The 20,585-nt window shown below is 72.6% G+C and carries 18 protein-coding genes and 3 pseudogenes; 15 read left to right on the forward strand and 6 right to left on the reverse strand.

What is annotated here, in order from left to right; all coding sequences use genetic code 11:
* Positions 1–34 precede the first annotated feature (34 nt).
* From AB4039_RS00285 to AB4039_RS00325, 9 genes and pseudogenes are all read left to right on the forward strand, one after another.
* Positions 35–631, forward strand: a complete 597-nt coding sequence (locus AB4039_RS00285; protein WP_266845903.1) for an NAD(P)-binding domain-containing protein — start codon at positions 35–37, stop codon at positions 629–631.
* Between the two features lie 611 nt (positions 632–1,242).
* Positions 1,243–2,277, forward strand: a complete 1,035-nt coding sequence (locus tag AB4039_RS00290; RefSeq protein ID WP_442269667.1) for a helix-turn-helix domain-containing protein — start codon at positions 1,243–1,245, stop codon at positions 2,275–2,277.
* A 420-nt stretch (positions 2,278–2,697) separates the two neighbouring features.
* Complete coding sequence (locus AB4039_RS00295; protein WP_243879321.1) at positions 2,698–2,853, forward strand: maleylpyruvate isomerase N-terminal domain-containing protein; 156 nt, start codon at positions 2,698–2,700, stop codon at positions 2,851–2,853.
* Positions 2,854–4,254: 1,401 nt separating this feature from the next.
* A pseudogene (locus AB4039_RS00300) lies at positions 4,255–4,428 on the forward strand (AMP-binding enzyme); the annotation flags it as partial.
* Positions 4,423–4,890 carry a phosphopantetheine-binding protein gene (locus tag AB4039_RS00305; protein ID WP_442269748.1) on the forward strand — a complete coding sequence of 156 codons (468 nt, stop codon included), beginning with the start codon at positions 4,423–4,425 and terminating at the stop codon, positions 4,888–4,890. The pseudogene AB4039_RS00300 and the gene AB4039_RS00305, both read left to right, overlap by 6 nt.
* A pseudogene (locus AB4039_RS00310) lies at positions 4,863–5,330 on the forward strand (MFS transporter); the annotation flags it as partial. The gene AB4039_RS00305 and the pseudogene AB4039_RS00310, both read left to right, overlap by 28 nt.
* 56 nt (positions 5,331–5,386) lie before the next feature.
* Positions 5,387–6,400, forward strand: coding sequence for an SPFH domain-containing protein (locus tag AB4039_RS00315; RefSeq protein WP_266845906.1), 1,014 nt, complete (start codon positions 5,387–5,389; stop codon positions 6,398–6,400).
* Positions 6,397–7,293, forward strand: coding sequence for a hypothetical protein (locus tag AB4039_RS00320; RefSeq protein ID WP_266845907.1), 897 nt, complete (start codon positions 6,397–6,399; stop codon positions 7,291–7,293). The genes AB4039_RS00315 and AB4039_RS00320 overlap by 4 nt, the downstream gene beginning before the upstream one ends.
* Before the next feature lie 22 nt (positions 7,294–7,315).
* Positions 7,316–7,504: pseudogene (locus AB4039_RS00325) on the forward strand (endoglycoceramidase); the annotation flags it as partial.
* A 13-nt stretch (positions 7,505–7,517) separates the two neighbouring features.
* On the opposite strand, the gene AB4039_RS00330 reads toward AB4039_RS00325, so the two are convergent.
* Together AB4039_RS00330 and AB4039_RS00335 are read right to left on the reverse strand one after the other, a co-directional pair.
* Positions 7,518–8,336 carry an SGNH/GDSL hydrolase family protein gene (locus AB4039_RS00330; protein ID WP_442269668.1) on the reverse strand — a complete coding sequence of 273 codons (819 nt, stop codon included), beginning with the start codon at positions 8,334–8,336 and terminating at the stop codon, positions 7,518–7,520.
* 5 nt (positions 8,337–8,341) lie between these two features.
* On the reverse strand, positions 8,342–9,058 hold the full coding sequence (locus tag AB4039_RS00335) for a hypothetical protein (protein WP_266845909.1): 717 nt from the start codon (positions 9,056–9,058) through the stop codon (positions 8,342–8,344).
* A gap of 69 nt (positions 9,059–9,127) precedes the next feature.
* On the opposite strand from AB4039_RS00335, the gene AB4039_RS00340 reads away from it, so the two are divergent.
* The 4 genes from AB4039_RS00340 (at position 9,128) to AB4039_RS00355 (ending at position 12,004) form a co-directional block, all read left to right on the forward strand.
* Positions 9,128–9,628, forward strand: coding sequence for a MarR family transcriptional regulator (locus AB4039_RS00340; protein WP_266845910.1), 501 nt, complete (start codon positions 9,128–9,130; stop codon positions 9,626–9,628).
* Positions 9,629–9,859: 231 nt separating this feature from the next.
* Positions 9,860–10,795 carry an NADP-dependent oxidoreductase gene (locus tag AB4039_RS00345; protein ID WP_266845911.1) on the forward strand — a complete coding sequence of 312 codons (936 nt, stop codon included), beginning with the start codon at positions 9,860–9,862 and terminating at the stop codon, positions 10,793–10,795.
* A gap of 164 nt (positions 10,796–10,959) precedes the next feature.
* Positions 10,960–11,565 carry a GOLPH3/VPS74 family protein gene (locus AB4039_RS00350; RefSeq protein WP_442269669.1) on the forward strand — a complete coding sequence of 202 codons (606 nt, stop codon included), beginning with the start codon at positions 10,960–10,962 and terminating at the stop codon, positions 11,563–11,565.
* Between the two features lie 136 nt (positions 11,566–11,701).
* A complete protein-coding gene (locus tag AB4039_RS00355; RefSeq protein ID WP_442269670.1) occupies positions 11,702–12,004 on the forward strand; it encodes a hypothetical protein in 303 nt (100 codons plus the stop codon).
* An 828-nt stretch (positions 12,005–12,832) separates the two neighbouring features.
* Here AB4039_RS00355 and xylA read toward each other — a convergent pair.
* Positions 12,833–14,005 (reverse strand): xylose isomerase, encoded by a 1,173-nt coding sequence (gene xylA / locus AB4039_RS00360; protein ID WP_266845914.1) that lies wholly within the window; start codon positions 14,003–14,005, stop codon positions 12,833–12,835.
* A gap of 92 nt (positions 14,006–14,097) precedes the next feature.
* On the opposite strand from xylA, the gene xylB reads away from it, so the two are divergent.
* Entirely contained in the window at positions 14,098–15,528 is a 1,431-nt protein-coding gene (xylB, locus tag AB4039_RS00365) for a xylulokinase (protein WP_442269671.1), read from the forward strand.
* 13 nt (positions 15,529–15,541) lie between these two features.
* Positions 15,542–16,753, forward strand: coding sequence for an ROK family protein (locus AB4039_RS00370; protein ID WP_266845916.1), 1,212 nt, complete (start codon positions 15,542–15,544; stop codon positions 16,751–16,753).
* Between the two features lie 232 nt (positions 16,754–16,985).
* Here the strand turns inward: AB4039_RS00370 and AB4039_RS00375 are convergent, their stop codons facing one another.
* The 3 genes from AB4039_RS00375 to AB4039_RS00385 form a co-directional block, all read right to left on the reverse strand.
* Positions 16,986–18,428 carry a GH1 family beta-glucosidase gene (locus AB4039_RS00375; RefSeq protein ID WP_442269672.1) on the reverse strand — a complete coding sequence of 481 codons (1,443 nt, stop codon included), beginning with the start codon at positions 18,426–18,428 and terminating at the stop codon, positions 16,986–16,988.
* 123 nt (positions 18,429–18,551) lie between these two features.
* Positions 18,552–19,445: a carbohydrate ABC transporter permease gene (locus tag AB4039_RS00380; protein ID WP_266845918.1), complete on the reverse strand. Its 894-nt coding sequence runs from the start codon at positions 19,443–19,445 to the stop codon at positions 18,552–18,554.
* A gap of 4 nt (positions 19,446–19,449) precedes the next feature.
* Complete coding sequence (locus tag AB4039_RS00385; protein WP_442269673.1) at positions 19,450–20,490, reverse strand: carbohydrate ABC transporter permease; 1,041 nt, start codon at positions 20,488–20,490, stop codon at positions 19,450–19,452.
* Positions 20,491–20,585: the final 95 nt, after the last annotated feature.

Raw genomic sequence — 20,585 nt, forward strand, 5'->3', positions numbered from 1 at the left:
CCACAACCCGCACCCACGCAAGGAACGGAACATCATGACCACGATCGCAGTTCTCGGAAACGGCCGCGTCGGCGGCAACCTGGCGAAAGCCCTCACCCTGGCAGGGCACGAGGTGACCGTCGTGGACCGCGAGCCGGGCGCCGCCGCCGATGCCGCCCGGGCGGCCCGGATCGTCATCAACGCCACCCCGGGCGCCGGCTCCCTGGAACGTCTCGCCGCCCTGCGCGAAGAGCTGCACGGCAAGATCCTCGTGGACGTCTCCAACGCCACCCTCGACGGACCGGACGGACTGCCCGCCGACCTGATCTACCCCGGCTCAAGCCTCGCCGAGCACCTCCAGGCAGCGCTCCCCGAAACGCACGTCGTCAAGACGCTCAACACCATGCTCTTCCCGGTGATGACCGCCCCGGCCACGCTCACCCAGACGCCAACCGCCTTCCTCTCCGGCGAGGAACCGGAGGCCAAGCAGGCCGTCCTTGAACTGCTCATCGACCTCGGCTGGCGCAAGGAATGGATCACCGACCTCGGCGGGATCCAGACCGCTCGCGCCACGGAGGCCGCGATACTGTTCGTACCGCACGTCATCCGGTCCATCGGATTCACCCCCTTCGCGATCTCGATCGCCCGCTGACCGTCGAGCCCCGCAACCTGCAGGTGACCGGAGCCGGCACCGGCACGGATGGGTTCCCGGTGGGACACGACCGCGACAGGATGATCTTGGCCGACACGGCTTGGCAGGCCGATCGGCATGGCCCGCAGGCCGGAAGACGCCCGGATTCGGCTGCGGCTCGGTGAGTGACCTACCCGGGCAACTACGAGGTCGCGCTCACGGTCCGTTCCGTCGACACCGGGGCTGTGCACTACGAACTCGGTGCCTCCGGGGCAGCACCTGCCTGGGCGTGGCCGACGCCATCGGCCCACACGGCGAACTGCGCGCCGGCCACTAACCGTTACCTCCGGCGAAAGGTCCGACCGAGGCGGCGAAGACGTCCCCGGCACGAGCCCATGAGGGAGGGCCGAGCGCGAGTGCGACCCCTGACGATCAGGCTGCGACCTGATCGTCAGGGGTCGCGTCGTTCATCTCGCCGAATCAGAAACATCAGCTCTGCCTCCCGGCCGCTGCAATGCGAGCCGTCTATAGGAAGATTGGCACGGTGTCCACATGGGTCATGGCGGCGTCCTGCGGAACACGACCACCACAGGACGGCGTTGAAGCAATGAAGCCGAGAGGATCGCAGAGGGATGCACGGTACTGGAGCGGAGGTCGACGGCGCGCGCGGGGTGTTCGCAGTGGACTCGACCGCCCCGGATTCCGCACCGCGGGGACTCGACGTTTTCCGGCGCGGGTGGCAGACGCAGGTCGGCGACGATGTCTTCCAACTGCCTGCCTTCAGCCCGGACACGATCGGTGACTTCCGGGTCAAGGGCAAGGTTGCCAAGGTGCATGGCGCGGCGATCGCCGATCTCCACGCCGCGTCGGCAACCCGGACCGCGGACGTCCCGGGCGGCGATCAGGATCTGGTTGCCATGTATGTCGTGCGGAGCGGCGCATGGACTCTGGGCGGCCCGTCCGGCTACGGCGACCAGACCGTGTCGGCCGGGCAGTTCCTCGTCCGGCACCTCGGGCGCCTGACGGCCTTCGAGACGACGGCGCACCTCACGGCGAAGTTCCTCGTCCTGCCCCCCGGCGAGCTCAAACCCCTGCTCGGGAACCGGGTCGTCACCGGGCCGGCGGACTCGGCCGAGGTGCGCTTGCTGACGGCCCTTGCAGACATGATCCACATGACCGTGGCCGACCTCGGCCCGGCCGGTGTGGCAGCTGCCCAAGGTACCCTGATCGAGCTGACCAAGGCGGTGGTGAAGGGCCGGTTCGACGACGTAGAGCCCCGGTTGGCTCCCGCGCTCACCCAGGCAGCCAAGGACCTCGCGGACCGTCGGCTCGCTGATCCCGAACTTTCTCCGGCGATGCTTGCGCGTGAACTCAACGTCTCCGTCCGCACGCTGCACCGGGCATTCGCCGCGGTGGGAGAGCAGGTGAGCACCTACATCCGCCACCGGCGACTGCATGAGGCCCGGCTCGCCCTTGTCTCGCCGTCAGGGCGCCTGAGCATTTCGGAACTCGCCGCACACTGGCAGTTCGCGGACGGCAGTCASTTCACCCGAGCCTTCAAGAAGCACTACGGTCAGACTCCCACCGAGTGCGCCCGCTCGACCGGACCGGTCTCGCTCTCGCCGAACCGGCACCCGCCGGGCCACGGGTCCGCCGCTAGCGCGTGACCAGAGGTACGGCTGCAGTTCAGCGGATGCCGCCGACTCGTGTCCCAAGCAAGGCAGCGGGGCGCTGTGGGCGGCCTGGGCACCGGCTGGAGGCTCGACGACCTGCACCGCACGCGACCCGCCGACAACGAGGGCCGGGATGACTTGCCCGAACCGTCACGGCTTCGCCTGTGACTTCGACGGCTATCGCGTCACGGCTGCCAAGGGCAGCACAGTGCTCCGCACCTCGTCCTGGGACGTCAACGGAGCCCTGCCCACCATCGGCGCCGAGTACGACGGCAGAGGCCTTGAGTATCGCCACCTGGGGCCGCGTCATCAGAGGAAGGGCGCAGTCAGGAACCCCGCCCAGCACGGAGCGGCCTTCGCAGCCGAGACCGCCGCATTCGTCGCCACGGTCACGGGAGCCGACCCTCCACCCCGCTGCCGACCTGCCCCGGCTGGACTCTCGGGGACCTCACGCGGCACGTCGGCAGCGAGCACCGGTGGTTCAGTGAGCTGCTTCGCCGGCGCATCCAGCAGCCGCCGACCAGGTTCGCCCACTCGGCCTTGAGCGATTTCCAACTTCTTGGTCCGTGACTGGTCCGGGGGAAGGTTCCGAAGTGGTCCGGAGGTCACGTATGGCTGCCGTTTGATTACCTTCTGCGCTTGGAGTCAATGTTGCCTGGAGAGGCAATGCCCGCTCCAGGCAACGGATTTCTGTTCTCTAGAAGAACCCAAGCTTCTTGGGTGAGTAACTGACTAAAACGTTTTTGGTCTGCTGGTGGTACAGCAACGGCACCTACGCTGACCAGGGAGAACGGCAGGACGTACGGTTCCGTTGAGGGGTCTGGTCCGGGAATGGTCCGGATCTTGGCGCGCGGTGTTGGGGCGGCGGGGATGGGGTGGGATGGGACGGTGTGGGAGTGGGGAGGGCCAGCCGTGACGCGCAGGAGCAACGTGTAGTCGTCGGGGCGCTCATCGGGCCCATTCCCCTGATTCCGGTTCACGTGTTGGAGTTCCGGACCCTGGCCGCAGACTGGGCCCAACCAGGTCAGACCGCGTCCTGGCGCGTAACGGCGAAGGTGTGTAAGTCTCGGCGGCTGCCTTGGCGCAAGCGAGTGCCGCTGCATGGTCTCCGGGACTTAATCAGCGGCATCGGCGACGGGCTGGCTCCCTCCAAGGGCTCGTGTCAGCGTTTGGGCTACCGCCAAGGCGCCTGGGTCCGCTGGGCCTGTCGTTGTGCGGCGCTGGCGTCTGCGCGGCCATGGACAGAAGGCGGGGGAGCCGCCCGGCTGCGTCGCTGCTCCACCAGCAGTGGGCTTCAGGCGAGAACGCGGCCTTGGGGACGTTGTCGATGGCTTCTTGGTAGACGGCTGGTGAATCGTGCCACTCGGTGTCGGCGACGACGCGCAAGGAATGGCGTGAGAGACCACCGAGGAGCGTGAAGAGCCGGGGTAGGGCCGTCAGGCGGTGTCGGCTGTGGCCTGGCCTTGCGGACACCGCCCGGATATTGAACCCAGAGGAGGTACTGGGCCTGCCAGGGCAGGTCGATCGCCTCACGCCCGTCGTAGGCCACGACCACCGGATCGGCCGTGGAAGCAGCGATGCCGGTCACCATTCCTCGCCCGGTGTTGTGCAGTTGGTCGACGAGCCTGGTCACCCACGGCTCATCCTGCAGGTCGCGCTTCACTGCCCGCTCCAGCGCGTTGTGGGCACGTGCCCATCGGGCTGCGGTAGGCGAGTGTCGGCTGTGCCGTTCGGCAGGGGAGAGGTCCATGAGGGCGTTCAGCCACCGCTCGCACCACCGGTCGAATCCGTACTGGTAGCCATGGCGGGCCTTGCCTGAGGACGTGTTCTCCTGTTCCTGTGTGTCGAGGGCTTCCTCGCAGATCTCTTCCCAGGTCTTCTGCCAGGGCAGCCGGAACTTCCCGGGACGGCGGCGTCGGAAGTCGGAGTCGAGCAGGGCGGCCGTTGCGATGAGCAGCCCCCCACGTCGCCCAGGCGGCCGTGACGGGCCGCGAGGACATTCCCGGATCCAAGCGGCTCGTCGGCTACGTGGTACCCGGGGCGGACGAGGACCCGGCCGGCTCCCTCAAGGCGTTCCTGCGTAAGCGGCTGCCCGACTACATGGTGCCCGCCGTGTTCGTCACCCTCGACCGGCTTCCGATGTCCGCCAACGGGAAACTGGACCGCCGCGCGCTGCCCGCCGCCGACCACTGCGGAACCGTCGGACGCGCCCCGTCGAGCGCGCCGGAGGAACTCCTGTGCCGGGTGTTCGCCGAGGTCCTGGGCCTGCCGGAAGTCGACGTCGACGACGGCTTCTTCGACCTGGGTGGCCACTCACCGCTGGCCGTCCGCCTCATCGGCCGGATCCGCACCGAGACCGGCGCCGACCTCACCCCCCGGCAGCTGTTCGAGACACCCACCGGCGCCGGAGCGGCCCCCCTCACCCTCGGCGCGGCCACCGCACCCCAGAACCGCGACCGGGACCTGGCGGCCGACCTGCGGATCGACCCGGCCGCCGCCGGGGCTGCCGCACCGGCCGCGCCGCTTCCACCTTCCGGGCCCGCCGCCGTCCTGCTGACCGGCGCGACCGGATTCCACGGCGCCAACTCGGCACCGGTACCGCACTGACCTGCACGGCCGCGGTCGAGGGGCTCGCCGTCCCGGGCCTGGCCGCCGCTCCGAAACCGTACGTCGCCGGCCTCGCGCTCGCCGTCTGCGGAGCGGGCATGGGCGCCGCGATGGTGCCGGCGCCCTCGCTGCGGCAGGCGATCGTCCCCGCCCACCGCATGGGCCGGGTCGCCTCCAGCTCCCGCATGCTCGCCATGTGCGCCGCCCCGTTCGGCGCCTTCGTCGGCGGGTGGCCGGCCACCGCTTACGACGTACGCACCCCGCTCTGCGCCGCCGCCGGCCTCCTCCTCGCCATGACCGCCGTCACGTCGACCATGACCGGCAACCGCCGGGTCGAGGGCGCGCTGCGCGCCGCCGCCCCGGCCCCCGCACCGGCCGGTGATCCGGATCGCCGGGAATCGATGGATCCCGTTCGGGAAGGCGTCTTTTCGTCCTCTTGACGATATGCAGGCCTGCCGATTATCGTCATAATGACGAAATCAAGGGGGTTCTCACCATGGCCGACATCACCCGTCGCTTCGGCTGGCGTCACCTGCGCTCCGCGCCCACCACCCACATCCGCCACCACAAGCGCGGCCGCCTCGTCCACGACGGTCGGGGGCTCAGCTTCTGGTACCGGTCGCTGTCGGCAGCGCTGTCCGAAGTGCCCGTCGACGACCGGGAGCTGGCCATGGCGTTCCACGCCCGTACGGCCGACTTCCAGGACGTCACCGTGCAGGCCACCGTCACCTACCGGATCAGCGATCCGGCCGCGGCGGCGGACCGGCTCGATTTCTCCGTGGACCCGGACAGCGGCAGCTGGCGCGGCGCGCCCCTGGAGCAGATCTCCACCCTCCTCACCGAGACCGCGCAGCAGCACACGCTGGACGTGCTGGCCCGGACCCCGCTGGCCGTGGCCCTGGTGGACGGCGTCGCCTCCGTACGGCAGAGCGTCGCCGCCGGTCTCGCCGCCGAGCCCCGGCTCCCGGACACCGGCATCGACGTGGTGGCCGTACGCGTCGTCGCGATCCGGCCCGAGGCCGAGGTGGAGCGCGCCCTGCGCACACCGGCCCGCGAGCAGATCCAGCAGGAGGCGGACCGGGCCACCTACGAACGGCGGGCCGTCGCCGTCGAGCGGGAGCGCGCGATCGCCGAGAACGAGCTGGCCAGTCAGATCGAACTGGCCCGGCGCGAGGAGCAGCTGATCGAGCAGCGGGGCGTCAACTCCCGTCGCGAGGCGGAGGAGGAGGCGGCGGCCGACAGCGTACGGACCGAGGCCGAGGCGGCGCGCAAGGTCCGTCTGGCCCGGGCGGACGCCGCAGCGGCGCGCGAGACCGGGTCGGCACGGGCCGAGGCCCAGGCTTCCTGGCTGCAGGTGCACGACGAGGCCGGCGCGGGCACGCTGTACGCCCTGGCGGCGACCCGGCTGGCGGAGAACCTGCCGCGCGTCGAGAGCATCACGCTCACTCCGGACGTCCTCACCGGCCTCCTCAGCAGGCTCGGGCGCCCGGACACCGGGGCGGACGCGTGAGCCTGGCACCCCGGGCGGTGCTCGTGCACCGCAGGACCGAGTACGAGGAGCTGATCGACCGGCACGGGACGCACGGGCAGGCGGCGTTCTTCCTCTCCAGCCGGGGCCGCTCGATCGACGACGTGGTCGGCCGCCACAACCGGACCCGGCAGGCGCTGCGCGAGGTGGCGGCGGCGGTACCGCTCACCTGGCGCAGCTCCCAGGTGGAACGGGCGGACCTGGACCGCTTCCTGTTCGCGCCGGAGGACGTGGTGGTCGTGGTCGGGCAGGACGGCCTGGTCGCCAACACCGCGAAGTACCTCGCCGGACAGCCCGTGGTCGGCATCGACACCGACCCGGGACGCAACCCCGGAGTCCTGGTCCGGCACCGCTGCACCGACACGGCCGCCCTCCTGCGCGCCGCGGCCGGCGGGGGGCCGACGGAAGACCTGACCATGGTCGAGGCCGTCGCCGACGACACCCAGCGCCTCCTCGCGCTGAACGAGATCTACCTGGGCTCGCCCGGCCACCAGACGGCCCGCTACCGCCTGGGGCCCGACGGCGAAGAAGGTCCGGGCGAGGCCCAGGCGTCCTCCGGCGTACTCGTCGGTACCGGCACCGGCGCGACCGGCTGGCTGCGCTCCCTGTGGCTGGAACGCGGCAGCACGGCGCAGCTGCCCGCACCGTCGGACCGCCGGCTCCTGTGGTTCGTCCGCGAAGCCTGGCCGTCGCCTGCGACCGGAACCTCGAAGGTCGGCGGCCATCTGGACCAGCGCGAGGGACTGCGGCTGACGGTGGAGTCGGACCGGATCGTGGTCTTCGGCGACGGCATGGAGGCGGATGCCCTGCAGCTGACCTGGGGTCAGAGCGTGCGACTGGGCATCGCGGCGACAGCGCTGCGCCTGCTGGCGTGAGCACCCCGCCGCACGCACCTACACCCTCACCTTCCGCACCCGCGACAACGCCGCCGCACCCACCGAGATCACCGTGCCGAAGGACACCTACCCGAACGGCTACCGCGTCACGGTCCAGGGCCGCAACGCCAAGTGGGACGGCCACGGCGTCACCGTGAGCACCCACGGGAGGAGCGGAACCACGTACCAGGTCGCGATCAGCCCGAGGTAGCCCACCGGCGCGGTCACGGCGGGCCCGGTTCCGTCGCGAGCGCGTCCAGCACCGCCGCCGCGACGTGCCGTTGACCGGCCGGGGTGAGGTGGACGCCGTCCTCCTCCCAGTGGCCGTGCGCGGCGGCCCGGGTGTCGACCGTGACCTCGGGCTCGGCGAGCAGGAGTTCCGCGACGGCGTCGAGGTCCGCCCCGGCCCAGCCGAGACCGGCCCGCCGGAAGTGGACGTACTCGGCGACCCGCCCGGGATCGACGCCGGTCGGGGTGAGCCAGACCCACCGGGCCCCGGTTCGCCGGACCGTCAGGTCGCGCAGGGCCCGCAGGGTGCGGCGGGTCTCGGCGGCGGAGATCAGCGGGACCCCGTCCAGCCGCTGGACGTCGTTGGCCCCCAGCATGCACAGCACCCAGTCGGGCCGCTGGAACGCGAGGGCCGGGAGGTTCGCCAGGGCCTGGGTCGTCGTACTGCCGGTCACGGCCAGGTTCGTGCAGCGCACGCCGTCCGGAAGCAGGTGCCGCAGGATCTCGAACCAGGACAGCCGGTCGGCCGTGGTGCTCTCCCCCACGGCCACGACGTGCTCGCCCGGCCGGAACGGCAGGCCGGCCAGGCGTGCCGCCGCTCCCGGTTCGGCCGCGAGCGCGGCGGCGGCCGCCCGGTTCCGCGCCTCGAAGCGGTCCAGGCGCGTCCGGTAGCCGGCCGGGTCGAGCCCGAACAGGGCTCCGAGCGCGGCCTCGTCGGGCGCGGGGCCGAGATGGCGCAGGACCTTCTCGGGCTGGTGGAAGCGGAGCATGCGTTCCGCCGGGTCGTGGGCGGCGGCAGTGGTGGCACTCGTCATGGCGGTCAGCCCTCCGTACGGACGCGGCGGCGCGGCAGCAGGAACCCGGCCGCGATCAGCCACAGCAGGCCGGCGAACCGGGCGACCGGCAGCAGCAGGGCGGCCCCGTCGGCCAGCAGGACCAGCGTGGACAGTTCGGCGACCGCCGCGACGGCCAGTCCCGCCACGGCGAGGGCCCGCGGGAGCAGGCCGGCGAGCAGCCCCGGTACGGCGATCCCGGCGACCAGCAGCCCCAGCAGGACGACGTGGCCGGGTCCGCCGAGCCCGAAGGCCAGGTACTGCAGGGCCCGGACGACGTCGCCCTGCCCCGCGACCTCGGGCCGGGACAGCACCCAGGTGACCAGTCCGGAGCAGGCGAGGAAGGCCGAGGCGAGGACGCCTCCGGCGAGCGCGATGGTGGCGCCGGGGGCGCGTACGCCGAGCTTGTGCAGCCGCGCCGAGACGGTCGCGGCGTAGATCGCGAGCGGCACCGATGCCGCGAACTGCAGGGCTCCGGACAGGCGTACCGCGTCGGTGTGATCGCGGAAGTAGGAGGTCACCGTGTCGGTGGAGCCGAAGGGCGAGGGGAAGGTGTCCCCGTCCGCGAGGAGGGTGCTGAGCACGAGCCCGGCGAGGAAGAGGGCGGTGAAGACCACGGCGAGGATGCCGGGCGGCGGCCCGGCCTGCGGGTCCCTTCGGCTGTGCGTCTCTCGGGCGGCGGCGGTCGCTGGGGTGGCGGTCACGGCAGAATCCGTTCTCTGAAGTTAATCGTTCACTGAGCAGAATCATTTCGCGTGGCTTACGATAGGCCGGTGAACAGTTCTCGGCAACCGCATACGACGGGCTCCGCCCCGGCCACCGGGCCGCGCGGGGCCGCGTTCCTTCTCGCCCAGATCGGCGCGCACGCCGCCGCACGCTTCGCGGAACGTGTCGGCCACTTGGGACTGACCCCGGCGGACGTCGGACTGCTGCGCATGGTCGCCGGGCAGCCGGGACGCAGCCAGCGGGCCCTCGCCGAGGACCTGGGCGTCGTACCGAGCCGTGTCGTCGCACTGATCGACGGCCTGGAGGGCAAGGACCTCGTCGAACGGCGGCGCAGCGCCGAGGACCGCCGCAACCACGAGCTCCACCTGACGGCGGAGGGCAGACGCACCCTCGGCGCGGTCTCCCGCGCGGCCGCGGCCCACGAGGACGCCCTGCTCGCCGCCCTCGACCCGGAGCAGCGCACGCACCTGCTCGGCCTGCTCGAACGCGTCGCGGCCGAACAGGAACTGACCCCCGGAGTCCACCCCGGCTACCGCACCCGCGGCTGAAGTCCGGCCGGCACCGACCGCGGCGGGGGTGGAGGACTGCGCCGAACGTGTCGCGCGCGGCGGCGGTACGGACAGCCTCGACCCGCGAGCGGGCCCGGCGCCGTAGAAACGGACAGCGTGCCGTCTTCAGGCCCACGGTCCTGAGGCGTCGGCAGACAGTGACCGCCTCCGCCCGTGCCGTGCGGCGTCGTCGGTACGGCTCCGGTACCGCCTCAGCTCAGGGAATCGCCCGTGAAAGCCCTCGTCGCAACCGACTACCACCCGCTCGACCGCCTGACCATCGCCGAGCTGCCGAAGCCGGCCGCGGGACCGGACGAGGTCGTGGTCAAGGTCGAAGCGGCTGCACTCAACCCGCTCGATCTCATGCTGGTCACGGGGGCGGCGAAGGACCTCTTCCCGACCGAGCACCCGCTGGTCGTCGGGATGGACGTCGCCGGAACCGTGGTGGAGGCCGGGGCCGGCGTCAGCGGGTACGCGCCCGGCGACCAGGTGCTCGGGTTCGTCGGACAGGCGGGTTCCGTGGCGGAGTACACCGTGGCCACGCCGGGTCCGCGGCTGGCCCATCGGCCGCAGAACCTGGACGCCGTCCACGCGGCCGCCATTCCCGAGTCCGGCATGACCGCGGTGTGCCTGCTGCGGGCGGTCGGGCTGACCGAGGGGGAGAGCGTGCTGGTGATCGGGGCCACCGGTGGAATCGGTCTGTACGCCGTACAGCTCGCGCACGCGCTCGGAGCCCGCGTGATCGCCACGGCCACCGCCCAGGACGCGGACTACATCCGTGAGCTCGGTGCCACGGACACCGTCGACTACCGGCAGTCCGACGTGGTCGAAGAGACGCTGGAGCTGGTGCCGGACGGAGTCGACGTGGTCGTCGACCTGGTCAACCGCGGTGAGGGGCTGGCCGCCGGCGCACGGGCGGCCAGGTCCGGTGGCAGGCTGGTGTCCCCGCTGTTCGGCCCGGACGAACTGGGCCGCGGCGTGACCCCGGTCTACATCGGCTCGTTCGTCCCGGAACCGGGCGATCTGGAGGATCTCGCGAGCCGGGCCGCGGACGGCGGTCTGCGCGTCGAGATCGGTGCCCGCTACGCGTTCGGCGACGCGGTGCAGGCGGTGGCCGACTTCGCCGGCAAGCACATCCGGGGCAAGGTCGTCATCACCGTCCCCTGAGGTCGGGAGCTGCCGTACGGTCACCCTCGGGGCCTCGGCCGGCCGCGTCTGTGGCCGGACGGCCGATCAGCCCAGGGGCGATACCTGCCCCGCACCTGCATCGCACCCGCACCGTCGCCGGCAGCGGCGGGAGGCTGGTGCGGCCGACCACGAGGGAGCCCTTCATGACCACGGCGCAAGACCTGTTCATCGTCGCCCTGGAGGCTCCGCCCGAGCGCCCCGTGGGACAGGGTGACCTGTCCCTGGCCCTGGCCGGTGCCGAACTGATCGATCTCATCGTGGCGGAGGCCGTCACCCTGGACGACGACCTCATCCTGCCCGGCCCGCAGCCGGCGCTGGACGACCAGCTGCTCGGGGCCGCAGCGACGGCGCTCGTGCGACAGGAGCCGTACGAGCGCGTCGACGACTGGCTGTGGCGCAGGGGCCGCGACCTGTCCGCGGCCTACCGGGGGGCGTTCGAGGAGGACGGCCTGCTGTCCCCGGCGCGGCGCGGATGGCTGTCGTTCGGGGCCGAGCACCCGGCACTCGTCGACTCACCGGCCCGGCAGCGGGCGCGGAGGCGCTGGGAGGAAGACGAACCCGTTCTCCGGGCCCTCGCCGTGGCCGTCGGCATCCGCCGCGCACCCTCCGAGGACGCTCCCGGCCCGGACGGCGAAGCGGTGACCACCGTGCTGGCCGCCGTCAACGATGCCGTGATGGAACTGGAAGCGGTGCGCCAGCGGCGGTCCATCGAGAACGCGGCCTTCGCCAACGTCTGGCGGGCCCCCTGAGTTCCGCCCCCGCGGGGGCGGCGCCGGAAAACTCCGCGGACCGGGCACCCTGGTTCCAGGGCGCGTCAGAAGCGGGCCCGGCCGGTCGGCCCCGCCCGCGCAGCCGAAGCCGTCGGGCACGCCCGCCCCGGCCGCCGTGCCCGTACTGGGACTGCGTCCGAGCACTGTCCAGGAGTACTGCGCGAACGGCGAGTGGCCGAACACCCTTGTGGTCCGCAACAGCAGGAGCGGCCACCTGGACCGGTCCGTCGGCAAGCTGCCCCAAGGAGTCACCGTCAGCCGGAGCGGTGGCTCCCTGGCCGCCGACGGCTCCGAGGTGCTCACCCTGGGCGGCCGGACCGAGCAGCAGCCCGCGAACGGCAGGTTCACGATCGGCAGGTTCACGATCGGCTTCACCAGCAACGGCGGCAGCGGCCAGGTGACCGTCACCTGCGCCTGACGCGCCGGTGCCCACGCCCGGCGGGTGGGAACGTGCGCCGTCGTCCCGCCCGACGCGGCCGCGGTCCACCGTCGGGCCTCATGGCCCCACGGCGCTCCCCGGACCTGCGCGTTCGACGGTGGGGAGTACCCGTACCAGCGCCGGCGCCGCGGGAGCCGATCCGAAGCCGAAGCGCACCGGCGGGACGACGGGAGCGAGAGGGCCGAGTGCGGATGGGAGCGTTCGAAAGCCGTATCTGGGGTGTCCGCGGCGTTGACGGCCACGCTGAGTCAGTTCTCGGCCCGTTGTGGCCTCCGCTGCCTCGGCGAATGACGCAGGCGATGACGACTCATCACCATCAACCCCGGTCGGGTGTGTCAGACCACCACACGGCCCGAACCGATCTCCTCAGACCCGCCCTGGAGAGGGTGCCCGCGGCCTGCCGGAATTGCAGTGGCGCAAAACGGAACGGGTAGGGGAGCGGGATTTCGATTCGCCTCTCACCTCTGTTCCGTGCGTGGCATCGGCCGCCACGGCCCGTCGAGCCGGAGCCGGAGCCGGAGCCGCAGCCGGAGCCCGAGTGCGCTGGCCGCTGTGAACGTGCCGGACAGCCCCGCTCGCCGCGGCGTACCTGCCCCGAGCTCGTCGCGACGATCGTCCGGCTCACTTCCAGCTGCTCGCACATGCGTTGCGGGCGCCCTCCGACGCGGGTGACAGTGAGCCCCGCCCCCGGGGCCGAGGAGCCCGACCGACCCGTGAGGTACGGCCCATGACCACCCCGGACCGCCCCCTGGGGAGTGGCGGAGCCGGGCCGTGGATCGTCGTGGCCCGGCTCTTGCGCGCATCGGCTCAGCGGGCGCCGAGGAGGTGTTCGAGGGCGAGCTGGTCCAGCTGCTCGAAGGCCATGCCGCGGCGGGCGGCGGCATCGACGTCGAACTCGTCGAAGGCGGACCGGTCGGCCAGCAGCCCGGCCAGGCCGTCCTCGGCGGTGGGCAGGGCGAGCTCGGGCAGTCGGGAGGCGGCGAGCGCGGCCCGGACCGCCGGATCGGACCGGAAGGCGCGGGAACGCTCCGCCAGGAGCAGGTAGTTGCGCATGCAGGCGGCCGCCGAGGCCCAGACGCCGGCGGAGTCCTCGGTGCGCGGCGGCTTGAAGTCGAAGTGGCGGGGGCCGTCGTAGCCCGCCGACTCCAGCAGGTCGACCAGCCAGAAGGCCTGGCGCAGGTCGCCCGCGCCGAAGCGCAGGTCCTGGTCGTACTTGATGCCCGTCTGGCCGTTGAGGTCGATGTGGAACAGCTTGCCGTGCCACAGGGCCTGGGCGATGCCGTGCGGGAAGTTCAGTCCGGCCATCTGCTCGTGGCCGACCTCCGGGTTGAGGCCGACCCGGTCCGGCCGGTCCAGCTCGTTGATGAACGCCAGGGCGTGGCCGATGGTGGGCAGCAGGATGTCACCGCGCGGCTCGTTGGGCTTGGGTTCGATCGCGAAGCGCAGGTCGTAACCCTGGGTCTCGACGTACTCGCCCAACAGGTCGAAGGCCTCCTTCAGCCGGTCGAGGGCGGTGCGCACGTCCTTGGCCGCGCCGGACTCCGCGCCTTCGCGGCCGCCCCAGGCGACATAGACCGAGGCGCCGAGTTCCACGGCCAGGTCGATGTTGCGGATCGTCTTGCGCAGCGCGTACCGGCGCACGTCCCGGTCGTTGGCGGTGAAGGCGCCGTCCTTGAACACCGGGTGGGTGAAGAGGTTCGTCGTGGCCATCGGCACCTTCAGTCCGGCCGTGTCGAGTGCGGTGCGGAAGCGCTTGACCGCCTGCTCGCGGGCGGCGTCGCCGGCGCCGAAGGGGATCAGGTCGTCGTCGTGGAACGTGACGCCGTAGGCGCCGAGCCCGGCCAGCCGCTCCACGCTCTCGACGGGATCGAGGGCAGGCCGGGTGGCGTCGCCGAAGGGGTCCCGCCCCTGCCAGCCGACGGTCCACAGTCCGAAGGTGAACCTGTGCGCGGGGGTGGGAACGAGCGGGTCGCTGGTCATGAGGCGCTCCGGATCAGGCCGAGGGCTATTTGTAATGACGAAAAACAAATTAGTATGCCGAGACGCCAGAAGGAACCCCGCCGGAGGAACGCATGTCTGCTCAGCGTGTCGTGATCGGTGTCGACAGCTCGACCCAGTCCACCAAGGCCCTCGCCGTAGACCTGGAGACCGGCGCCGTCCTGGGCGAGGGCCTCGCCCCGCACGCCGTAAGCGCCGGCGCCGGACGCGAGAGCGACCCCGAACAGTGGTGGCGGGCGCTCGGCGAGGCCACGGCGGGCACCGGCTGGGCGGACCGCGCGGCCGCCTGCTCGATCGCCGGCCAGCAGCACGGCCTGGTCACCCTCGACGCGGCAGGCCGGCCGGTGCGCCCGGCGCTGCTGTGGAACGACGTCCGCTCCGCCCCGCAGGCCGCCGAACTCGCAGCCGCGTTCGGCCCGGCAGAGCTCGCGCGCCGCACCGGCAGCGTCCCGACGGCCGCCTTCACGGCCGCCAAGTGGGCCTGGCTGCACACGAACGAGCGTGCCGCGGCCGACCGCGTCGCGGCCGTCCGGCTTCCCCACGACTTCCTGACGGAGCGGCTGACCGGCGAGGCGGTGACGGACCGCGGTGACGCGTCGGGAACCGGCTGGTGGGGCCCGGACGGCTACGACCAGGACGTCCTCGGCCGGATCGGCCTCGACTCCGGGCTGCTGCCACGGGTCCTCCCGCCGGGCGCCCTCGCGGGCACCGTACGGGCCGGGATGCCACTGCGCGAAGGCGCGCTGGTGGCCACCGGGACCGGTGACAACATGGCCGCCGCCCTCGGGCTGGGCCTGACCCCCGGACGTCCCGTGCTGAGCCTCGGTACCTCCGGCACCGTCTACGCCGTCGGCCGGACCCGGCCGGCCGACCCGAGCGGAACCGTCGCCGGCTTCGCCGATGCCCTGGGCGGCTGGCTGCCGCTCGCCTGCACGCTCAACTGCACCCTCGCCGTCGACCGCTTCGCCGCCCTCGTCGGACGCGGCCGCCAGGACGTCGAGGCGGGCGGCACGGTGGTGGTCCTTCCCTACCTCGACGGCGAGCGCACCCCGAACCTCCCTGGCGCTTCCGGCCTGGTCCACGGCCTGCGCCACGACACCACGCCGGGCCAGCTGCTCCAGGCCGCCTACGACGGCGCCGCCCACGCCCTTCTCGTGGCCCTGGACGACGTACTGCGTGCCGGAGGCGAGGGACCCGCCCCCGACGAACCACTGCTGCTGATCGGCGGCGGATCCCGAGGCAGCGCCTGGCAGCGGACCGTGCTGCGGTTGTCCGGCCGAGCCGTCCAGGTGCCCGAGGCCCGGGAACCGGTCGCGCTCGGGGCCGCCGCCCAGGCCGCCGCACTGCTCACCGGTGAGCCCGCCGACGCCGTCGCCCGGCGCTGGCGGACCGCCGGGGGCCGGGTCCTGGACCCCGTACCCCGCGACGACGACACGCTCGAACGGATCACCAGTACGCTGCGGCGGGCGCGGGCCTTGCAGGAGCTCCCGCCGGCACAACGATAGGAAGGTCGGCCCGATGGCGGGGATCGGCAGGGGGAGCGCGGGCGCGGAGGCCGTGCCCGCCTCGCAGCAGGGCATGCGTCGGCAGAACCTCGCGGTGGTGATCGGCGCGGTCGCCGCGCACGGTCCGCTCTCCCGTGCGGACGTCGCCGGGCACACGGGCCTGACCAGGCCGGCCGTCTCCTCCCTGGTCGACGAGCTCATCGGCCGCGGCGCGCTGACCGAGACGGAGACCGCGCCCAGCGGCCGCGTCGGCCGCCCCGGGCGGGCGCTGGCCCTGAACGACCGGGGTCCCGCGGGCCTCGGCCTGGAGATCGGCGTCACCCATCTCGCCGCGTGCGTCGTGGACCTGCGCGGTGAACCCCGGGTGTGGCGCCGGGCGGAGCGGGCCAACGCGGGCCGGCCGGCCGGGCAGGTACTGGCGGAGGCCGCCGCGCTGGGTGCTGAGGCGGAGGCCGAGGCCGCCGCCCTCGGGCTGCGCGTCGCGGGCCGCGTCCTGGCCGTGCCGGGGGTGGTGCCGAACGAGCCGGGCGGGCTGGTCGGACACGCCCCCAACCTCGGCTGGCAAGCAGTCCGCCCCGCCGACCACTGGCCCGACCCCGCCACCGTGCCCGAGCCGGAGAACGAGGCCAACCTCGGGGCGCTGGCCGAGCAGTGGCACCAGGGAGACCCCACCGGGACCTTCGTGCACGTCTCCGCCGAGGCCGGAATCGGTGCCGCACTGGTCGTCGGCGGGCAGTTGTTCCGCGGCGCCCGCGGATTCGCGGGGGAACTCGGCCACCTGCCCGTCCACCCGGAGGGAGCCCGCTGCGCCTGCGGGGCACGCGGCTGCCTGGAGCAGTACGCGGGCGAAGCGGCCGTGCTGCGCGAGGCCGGGCTCGCGCACGTCGGCGACCCGGTGGCCCTGTTGGCCGAGCGGGCAGGCGCCGGGGACGCGGCGACCCTGCGCGCCCTGGACCGTGCGGGACGGGCCCTGGGCCTCGCCCTCACCTCTGCGGTGAACCTGATCGACCCGGACGGCCTCGTTCTGGGCGGCGCCTACGCCGAACTCGCCGACTGGCTCCTGCCGGCCGTCCGCGCCGAACTCGCCGCCCGGATCACGGTCCGGCCCTGGATCCCGGAGGCAGTCCGCCCCTCCGCCCTGGGCCGGCGCGGACCGGTGCTGGGCGCGGCATGGTCGACCGTCCGACAGATCATCGCCGACCCGGGCCGCCTGCCGGCCCGCTAGGCCGTCAGCGCCCCCGGGTGGCGTGCCCAGCGCCCGCCACCCCCGGGCCGGCATCGGCAGGCTGAAGGCGATCTCCGTGACCTCGCCGGGCGCGAGCGTCACCCGCCGGTGTGCGGCCGGTTCCCTGCGGGGCCGAGGCGCCGAGGGCTCCACCTCCGGTGGGCGGCGCCTTCCTCGTGCCGGCGGCGTGCCGGTGGGCCCGCACTGCTGCCGAGTCCACCGGCACCGCCCGCTACGCCTCGCCGGGAGCGCGCAGCTCTCCCGTCCGGGCCACGCGGGAGTACCAGTGCGCGCTCGATTTGGGTGTGCGCTCCAGGGTGTCGTAGTCGACGTGGATGGCGCCGAACCGCTTGGCGTAGCCGTACGCCCACTCGAAGTTGTCCAGCAGCGACCAGAGGAAGTAGCCGCGCACGTCCGCCCCGTCCGTGATCGCCCGGTGCACCGCGTCGAGGTGGGCGTGGACGTAGGCGGCGCGCTCCGGGTCGTGGACCGTGCCGTCGGGGCCGATCTCGTCCTCGTACGCCGCGCCGTTCTCGCTGACCACGAGCGGAAGCCCGGGGTACCGGGCGGCGGTCCGGGTCAGCAGGTCGTACAGGGCGCCGGCGTCGACCGGCCAGTCCATCGCCGTACGTTCACCCGGCGCCCGGTGGAAGGCCACGCCCTCCCCTCCGGGCCACGGCGAGTGCTCGCTGTTGCCGTGCCCGTCGTCCTGCGGCACCGCTGCGCCCTCCGCCGCGTGCGAGACGACCGTCGGGGTGTAGTAGTTCACGGCGAGCAGGTCCAGGGGCTGGTGCACCGTGGCGGCGTCGCCGTCCCGGACGAAGGACCAGTCGGTCAGGTGCGCGGTGTCCGCGAGGAGGTCCTCGGGGTAGGCGCCCTCCAGCATCGGGCCGAGCCAGATCCGGTTGCCGACGGCGTCGATGCGCCGGGCCGCCTCCCGGTCGTCGGCCGAGGAGGTCAGGGGGCGCACCTCGTGGAGGTTGAGGGAGACCGCGACCCGAGCGTCCCGGGACAGCGCCGCCCGCAGGGCCTGGACGGCGAGGCCGTGACCGAGGTTGAGGTGGTGGGCGGCGCGCAGGGCGGCGACCGGGTCGGTCCGGCCCGGGGCGTGCACGCCGGAGGCGTAGCCGAGGAACGCGCTGCACCAGGGCTCGTTGAGGGTGATCCAGTGCTTCACCCGGTCTCCCAGGGCATCGGCCACCAGGGCCGTGTACTCCGCGAACCGCTCGGCGGTGGCGCGCTCCGGCCAGCCGCCCGCGTCCTCCAGGTCCTGCGGGAGGTCCCAGTGGTAGAGGGTGAGGGCGGGCGTGACGCCGGCGGCGAGCAGCTCGTCGACGAGCCGGCGGTAGAAGTCCAGGCCCTTCTGCACGGCCGGGCCCCGGCCGGTCGGCTGGACGCGCGACCAGGAGACGGAGAACCGGTAGGCGCCCAGGCCGAGTTCCGACATGAGCCGGACGTCCTCGGGGAAGCGGTGGTAGTGGTCCACGGCCACATCACCGGTATGGCCTTCGAAGACCTTGCCGGGGGTGTGGGAGAAGGTGTCCCAGATGGACGGGGTCCGGCCGTCCTCTCGGGCGGCGCCCTCGATCTGGTACGCGGCGGTGGCCGTGCCCCACAGGAAGTCGGGGGGGAAGGTGCGGGTGGCCGTGAGCGGCCGGGTCTCGGACGCGGTCATAGGAGAGCGCTCCCAACGCAGGTTTGGATGAAGTGGTGCCGGACGAAGTCGTGCCGGATGAAGCGGTGGCGGAAGGCCGGGCGTGCGAACGGACCGACGGGTCGGCCGTCTCGACGGACGCCGTCAGTTCTTGACGGCGCCGGCGGTGATGCCGCCCACGATGTGCTTGCCGAGGACGGCGAAGACCAGCAGCAGCGGCAGGGTGGATATGAGCGCGCCGGTCAGTACGACGGCCTGGTCGACGGTGTGGTTTCCCGCGCCGAGGCCCGCCAGGGCGACCTGGAGGGTGGGATTCCCGTCGGGGGTCAGTGCGATGAACGGCCAGAAGAAGTCGTTCCACGCCTGCACGAAGACGAGCATTCCCAGGACCGCCATCGCGGGCCGGGCGACCGGGAACACCACGTGCCAGATGATGCGCAGGCTGTGCGCGCCGTCCATCCGCGCCGCCTCCACCAGCTCCACGGGCAAGGCTTCGATGAGGTACTGGCGCATGAAGAACACGCCGAAGGCGGCGACCAGCGAGGGCAGGACGACCGACTGGAGCTGGTCGACCCAGCCGAGGTCGGTGATGATCTGGTAGAGCGGGATCACACTGAGCTGCGGCGGGATCGTCATGGTGGCCACCACGAGCGCCAGCAGCGCGCCCTTGCCCCTGAAGGCCAGTTTGGCGAAGGCGAAGCCGGCCAGGGTGGAGAACAGGACGGTGGACAGGGCCACGAGCCCGGCCACGATCGTCGTGTTGACCAGCGCCTCGCCCATGTCGACCTGGTTCCAGGCGAAGGAGAGGTTGTCGAACAGCCGGGGGCCGGGCAGGAGCGGGGCCGGAGCCTTGACCACGCGCTCGCCCGTGTGGGAGGCGGCGACCAGGTTCCAGTACAGAGGGAAGAGGGAGACCAGGGCGGCGAGGCCGAGCAGGACGTAGGTCAGCGGTCCGGCGTGGTGCTGGCGGCCGGCCGACGGGCGAAGGCGCCTGGCGCGCGGCGCCCCGGCGGAGGTCGTGTCGAGTGTGCGGCTCATGGGTTCAGCTCCCCGCCTTCGTGCGCATGTGGCCGGTGCGGTTGCGGTTGCGGTTCGAGCGGGAGACCAGAGCTTGGAGGCCGCCGATGAGCAGGAGGAGCAGGAGCATGACCCAGGCGATGGCGGAGGCCTGGCCCAGCGCGCCGGTCACCCAGCCCTTCTCGTACATGAGCAGGCTCAGCGTCTGGTACTGGTTGCCGCTGCCGCCGCTGATGCCGACACTGCCGCCGAAGAGCATCGGCTCGCCGAAGAGCTGGGTGGCGCCGATGGTCGAGACGATGACGGTGAACAGGATCGTCGGCCGGATCGAGGGGACGGTCACGCTGAGGAACTGGCGCCAGCGCGAAGCCCCGTCCAATGCGGCCGCCTCGTAGAGGTCCTGGGGTACGGCCTGCATCGCGGCCAGGTAGATGAGGGCGTTGTAGCCGGTCCAGCGCCACGTCACGATCACCGAAATCGCGATCTGAGCCGGCCACTTGGAGGATTCCCAGGCGACCGGCTCGAAGCCGGCCCAGCCCAGCGCCGTGTTGATCAGCCCGTAGTCGGTGTTGAACAGCTGGGCGAAGACGAGCGTGGCCGCCGCGATCGAGGTGGCGTACGGGGCGAGCACCGCCACGCGGAAGAAACCGCGGCCACGGAGTTTGTAGTTGAGCAGGTGGGCCAGGCCGAGGGCCATCAGCAGCTGGGGAACGGTGGAGATCACGCCGATGGTGAAGGTGTTGGCGAGGGCGTTCCAGAAGAACTCGCTGCCCGCCAGGGAGGTGTAGTTCTCCAGCCCCTTCCACCGGGCGCTGCCGCCGAGTTCGACCCGGTGGAGCGAGAGCCAGCCCGTGTAGAGCAGGGGGAAGAGTCCGAAGGCCGCGAAGGTGAGGAAGAAGGGGGCGAGGAAGACGTAGGGGACCGCCTTCAGGTCCAGGCGGTAGAGCGTGCTGCGCAGTCCGCGCCGGCCGGAGGGCCGCTGCTTGCGGGAGCCGGCGCTGGGGGCCGGGGGCTGTGCGGCGGGCGGCGGGGAGCCGCCACGGGTCGCCCGTACGGAGGTGGCCACGGGGGCGTCCTTCCAGATCGATGCGTGCGGTGGTGCGGTGGTGCGGACGGCGACGGCCCGCCGCCACCCGCGGGGAGGCGGTGGGAAGCGGGTGA

Source organism: Streptomyces sp. M-16 (genome assembly GCF_052114405.1).
Classification (GTDB): Bacteria; Actinomycetota; Actinomycetes; order Streptomycetales; family Streptomycetaceae; genus Streptomyces.

Coding starts and splice junctions, on each gene's coding strand:
- AB4039_RS00285 (WP_266845903.1), top strand. CDS start 35: ATGACCACGATCGCAGTTCTCGGAAACGGCCGCGTCGGCGGCAACCTG.
- AB4039_RS00305 (WP_442269748.1), top strand. CDS start 4,423: ATGTCCGCCAACGGGAAACTGGACCGCCGCGCGCTGCCCGCCGCCGAC.
- AB4039_RS00315 (WP_266845906.1), top strand. CDS start 5,387: ATGGCCGACATCACCCGTCGCTTCGGCTGGCGTCACCTGCGCTCCGCG.
- AB4039_RS00330 (WP_442269668.1), bottom strand. CDS start 8,336: ATGACGAGTGCCACCACTGCCGCCGCCCACGACCCGGCGGAACGCATG.
- AB4039_RS00350 (WP_442269669.1), top strand. CDS start 10,960: ATGACCACGGCGCAAGACCTGTTCATCGTCGCCCTGGAGGCTCCGCCC.
- xylA (WP_266845914.1), bottom strand. CDS start 14,005: ATGACCAGCGACCCGCTCGTTCCCACCCCCGCGCACAGGTTCACCTTC.
- xylB (WP_442269671.1), top strand. CDS start 14,098: ATGTCTGCTCAGCGTGTCGTGATCGGTGTCGACAGCTCGACCCAGTCC.
- AB4039_RS00370 (WP_266845916.1), top strand. CDS start 15,542: ATGGCGGGGATCGGCAGGGGGAGCGCGGGCGCGGAGGCCGTGCCCGCC.
- AB4039_RS00375 (WP_442269672.1), bottom strand. CDS start 18,428: ATGACCGCGTCCGAGACCCGGCCGCTCACGGCCACCCGCACCTTCCCC.
- AB4039_RS00380 (WP_266845918.1), bottom strand. CDS start 19,445: ATGAGCCGCACACTCGACACGACCTCCGCCGGGGCGCCGCGCGCCAGG.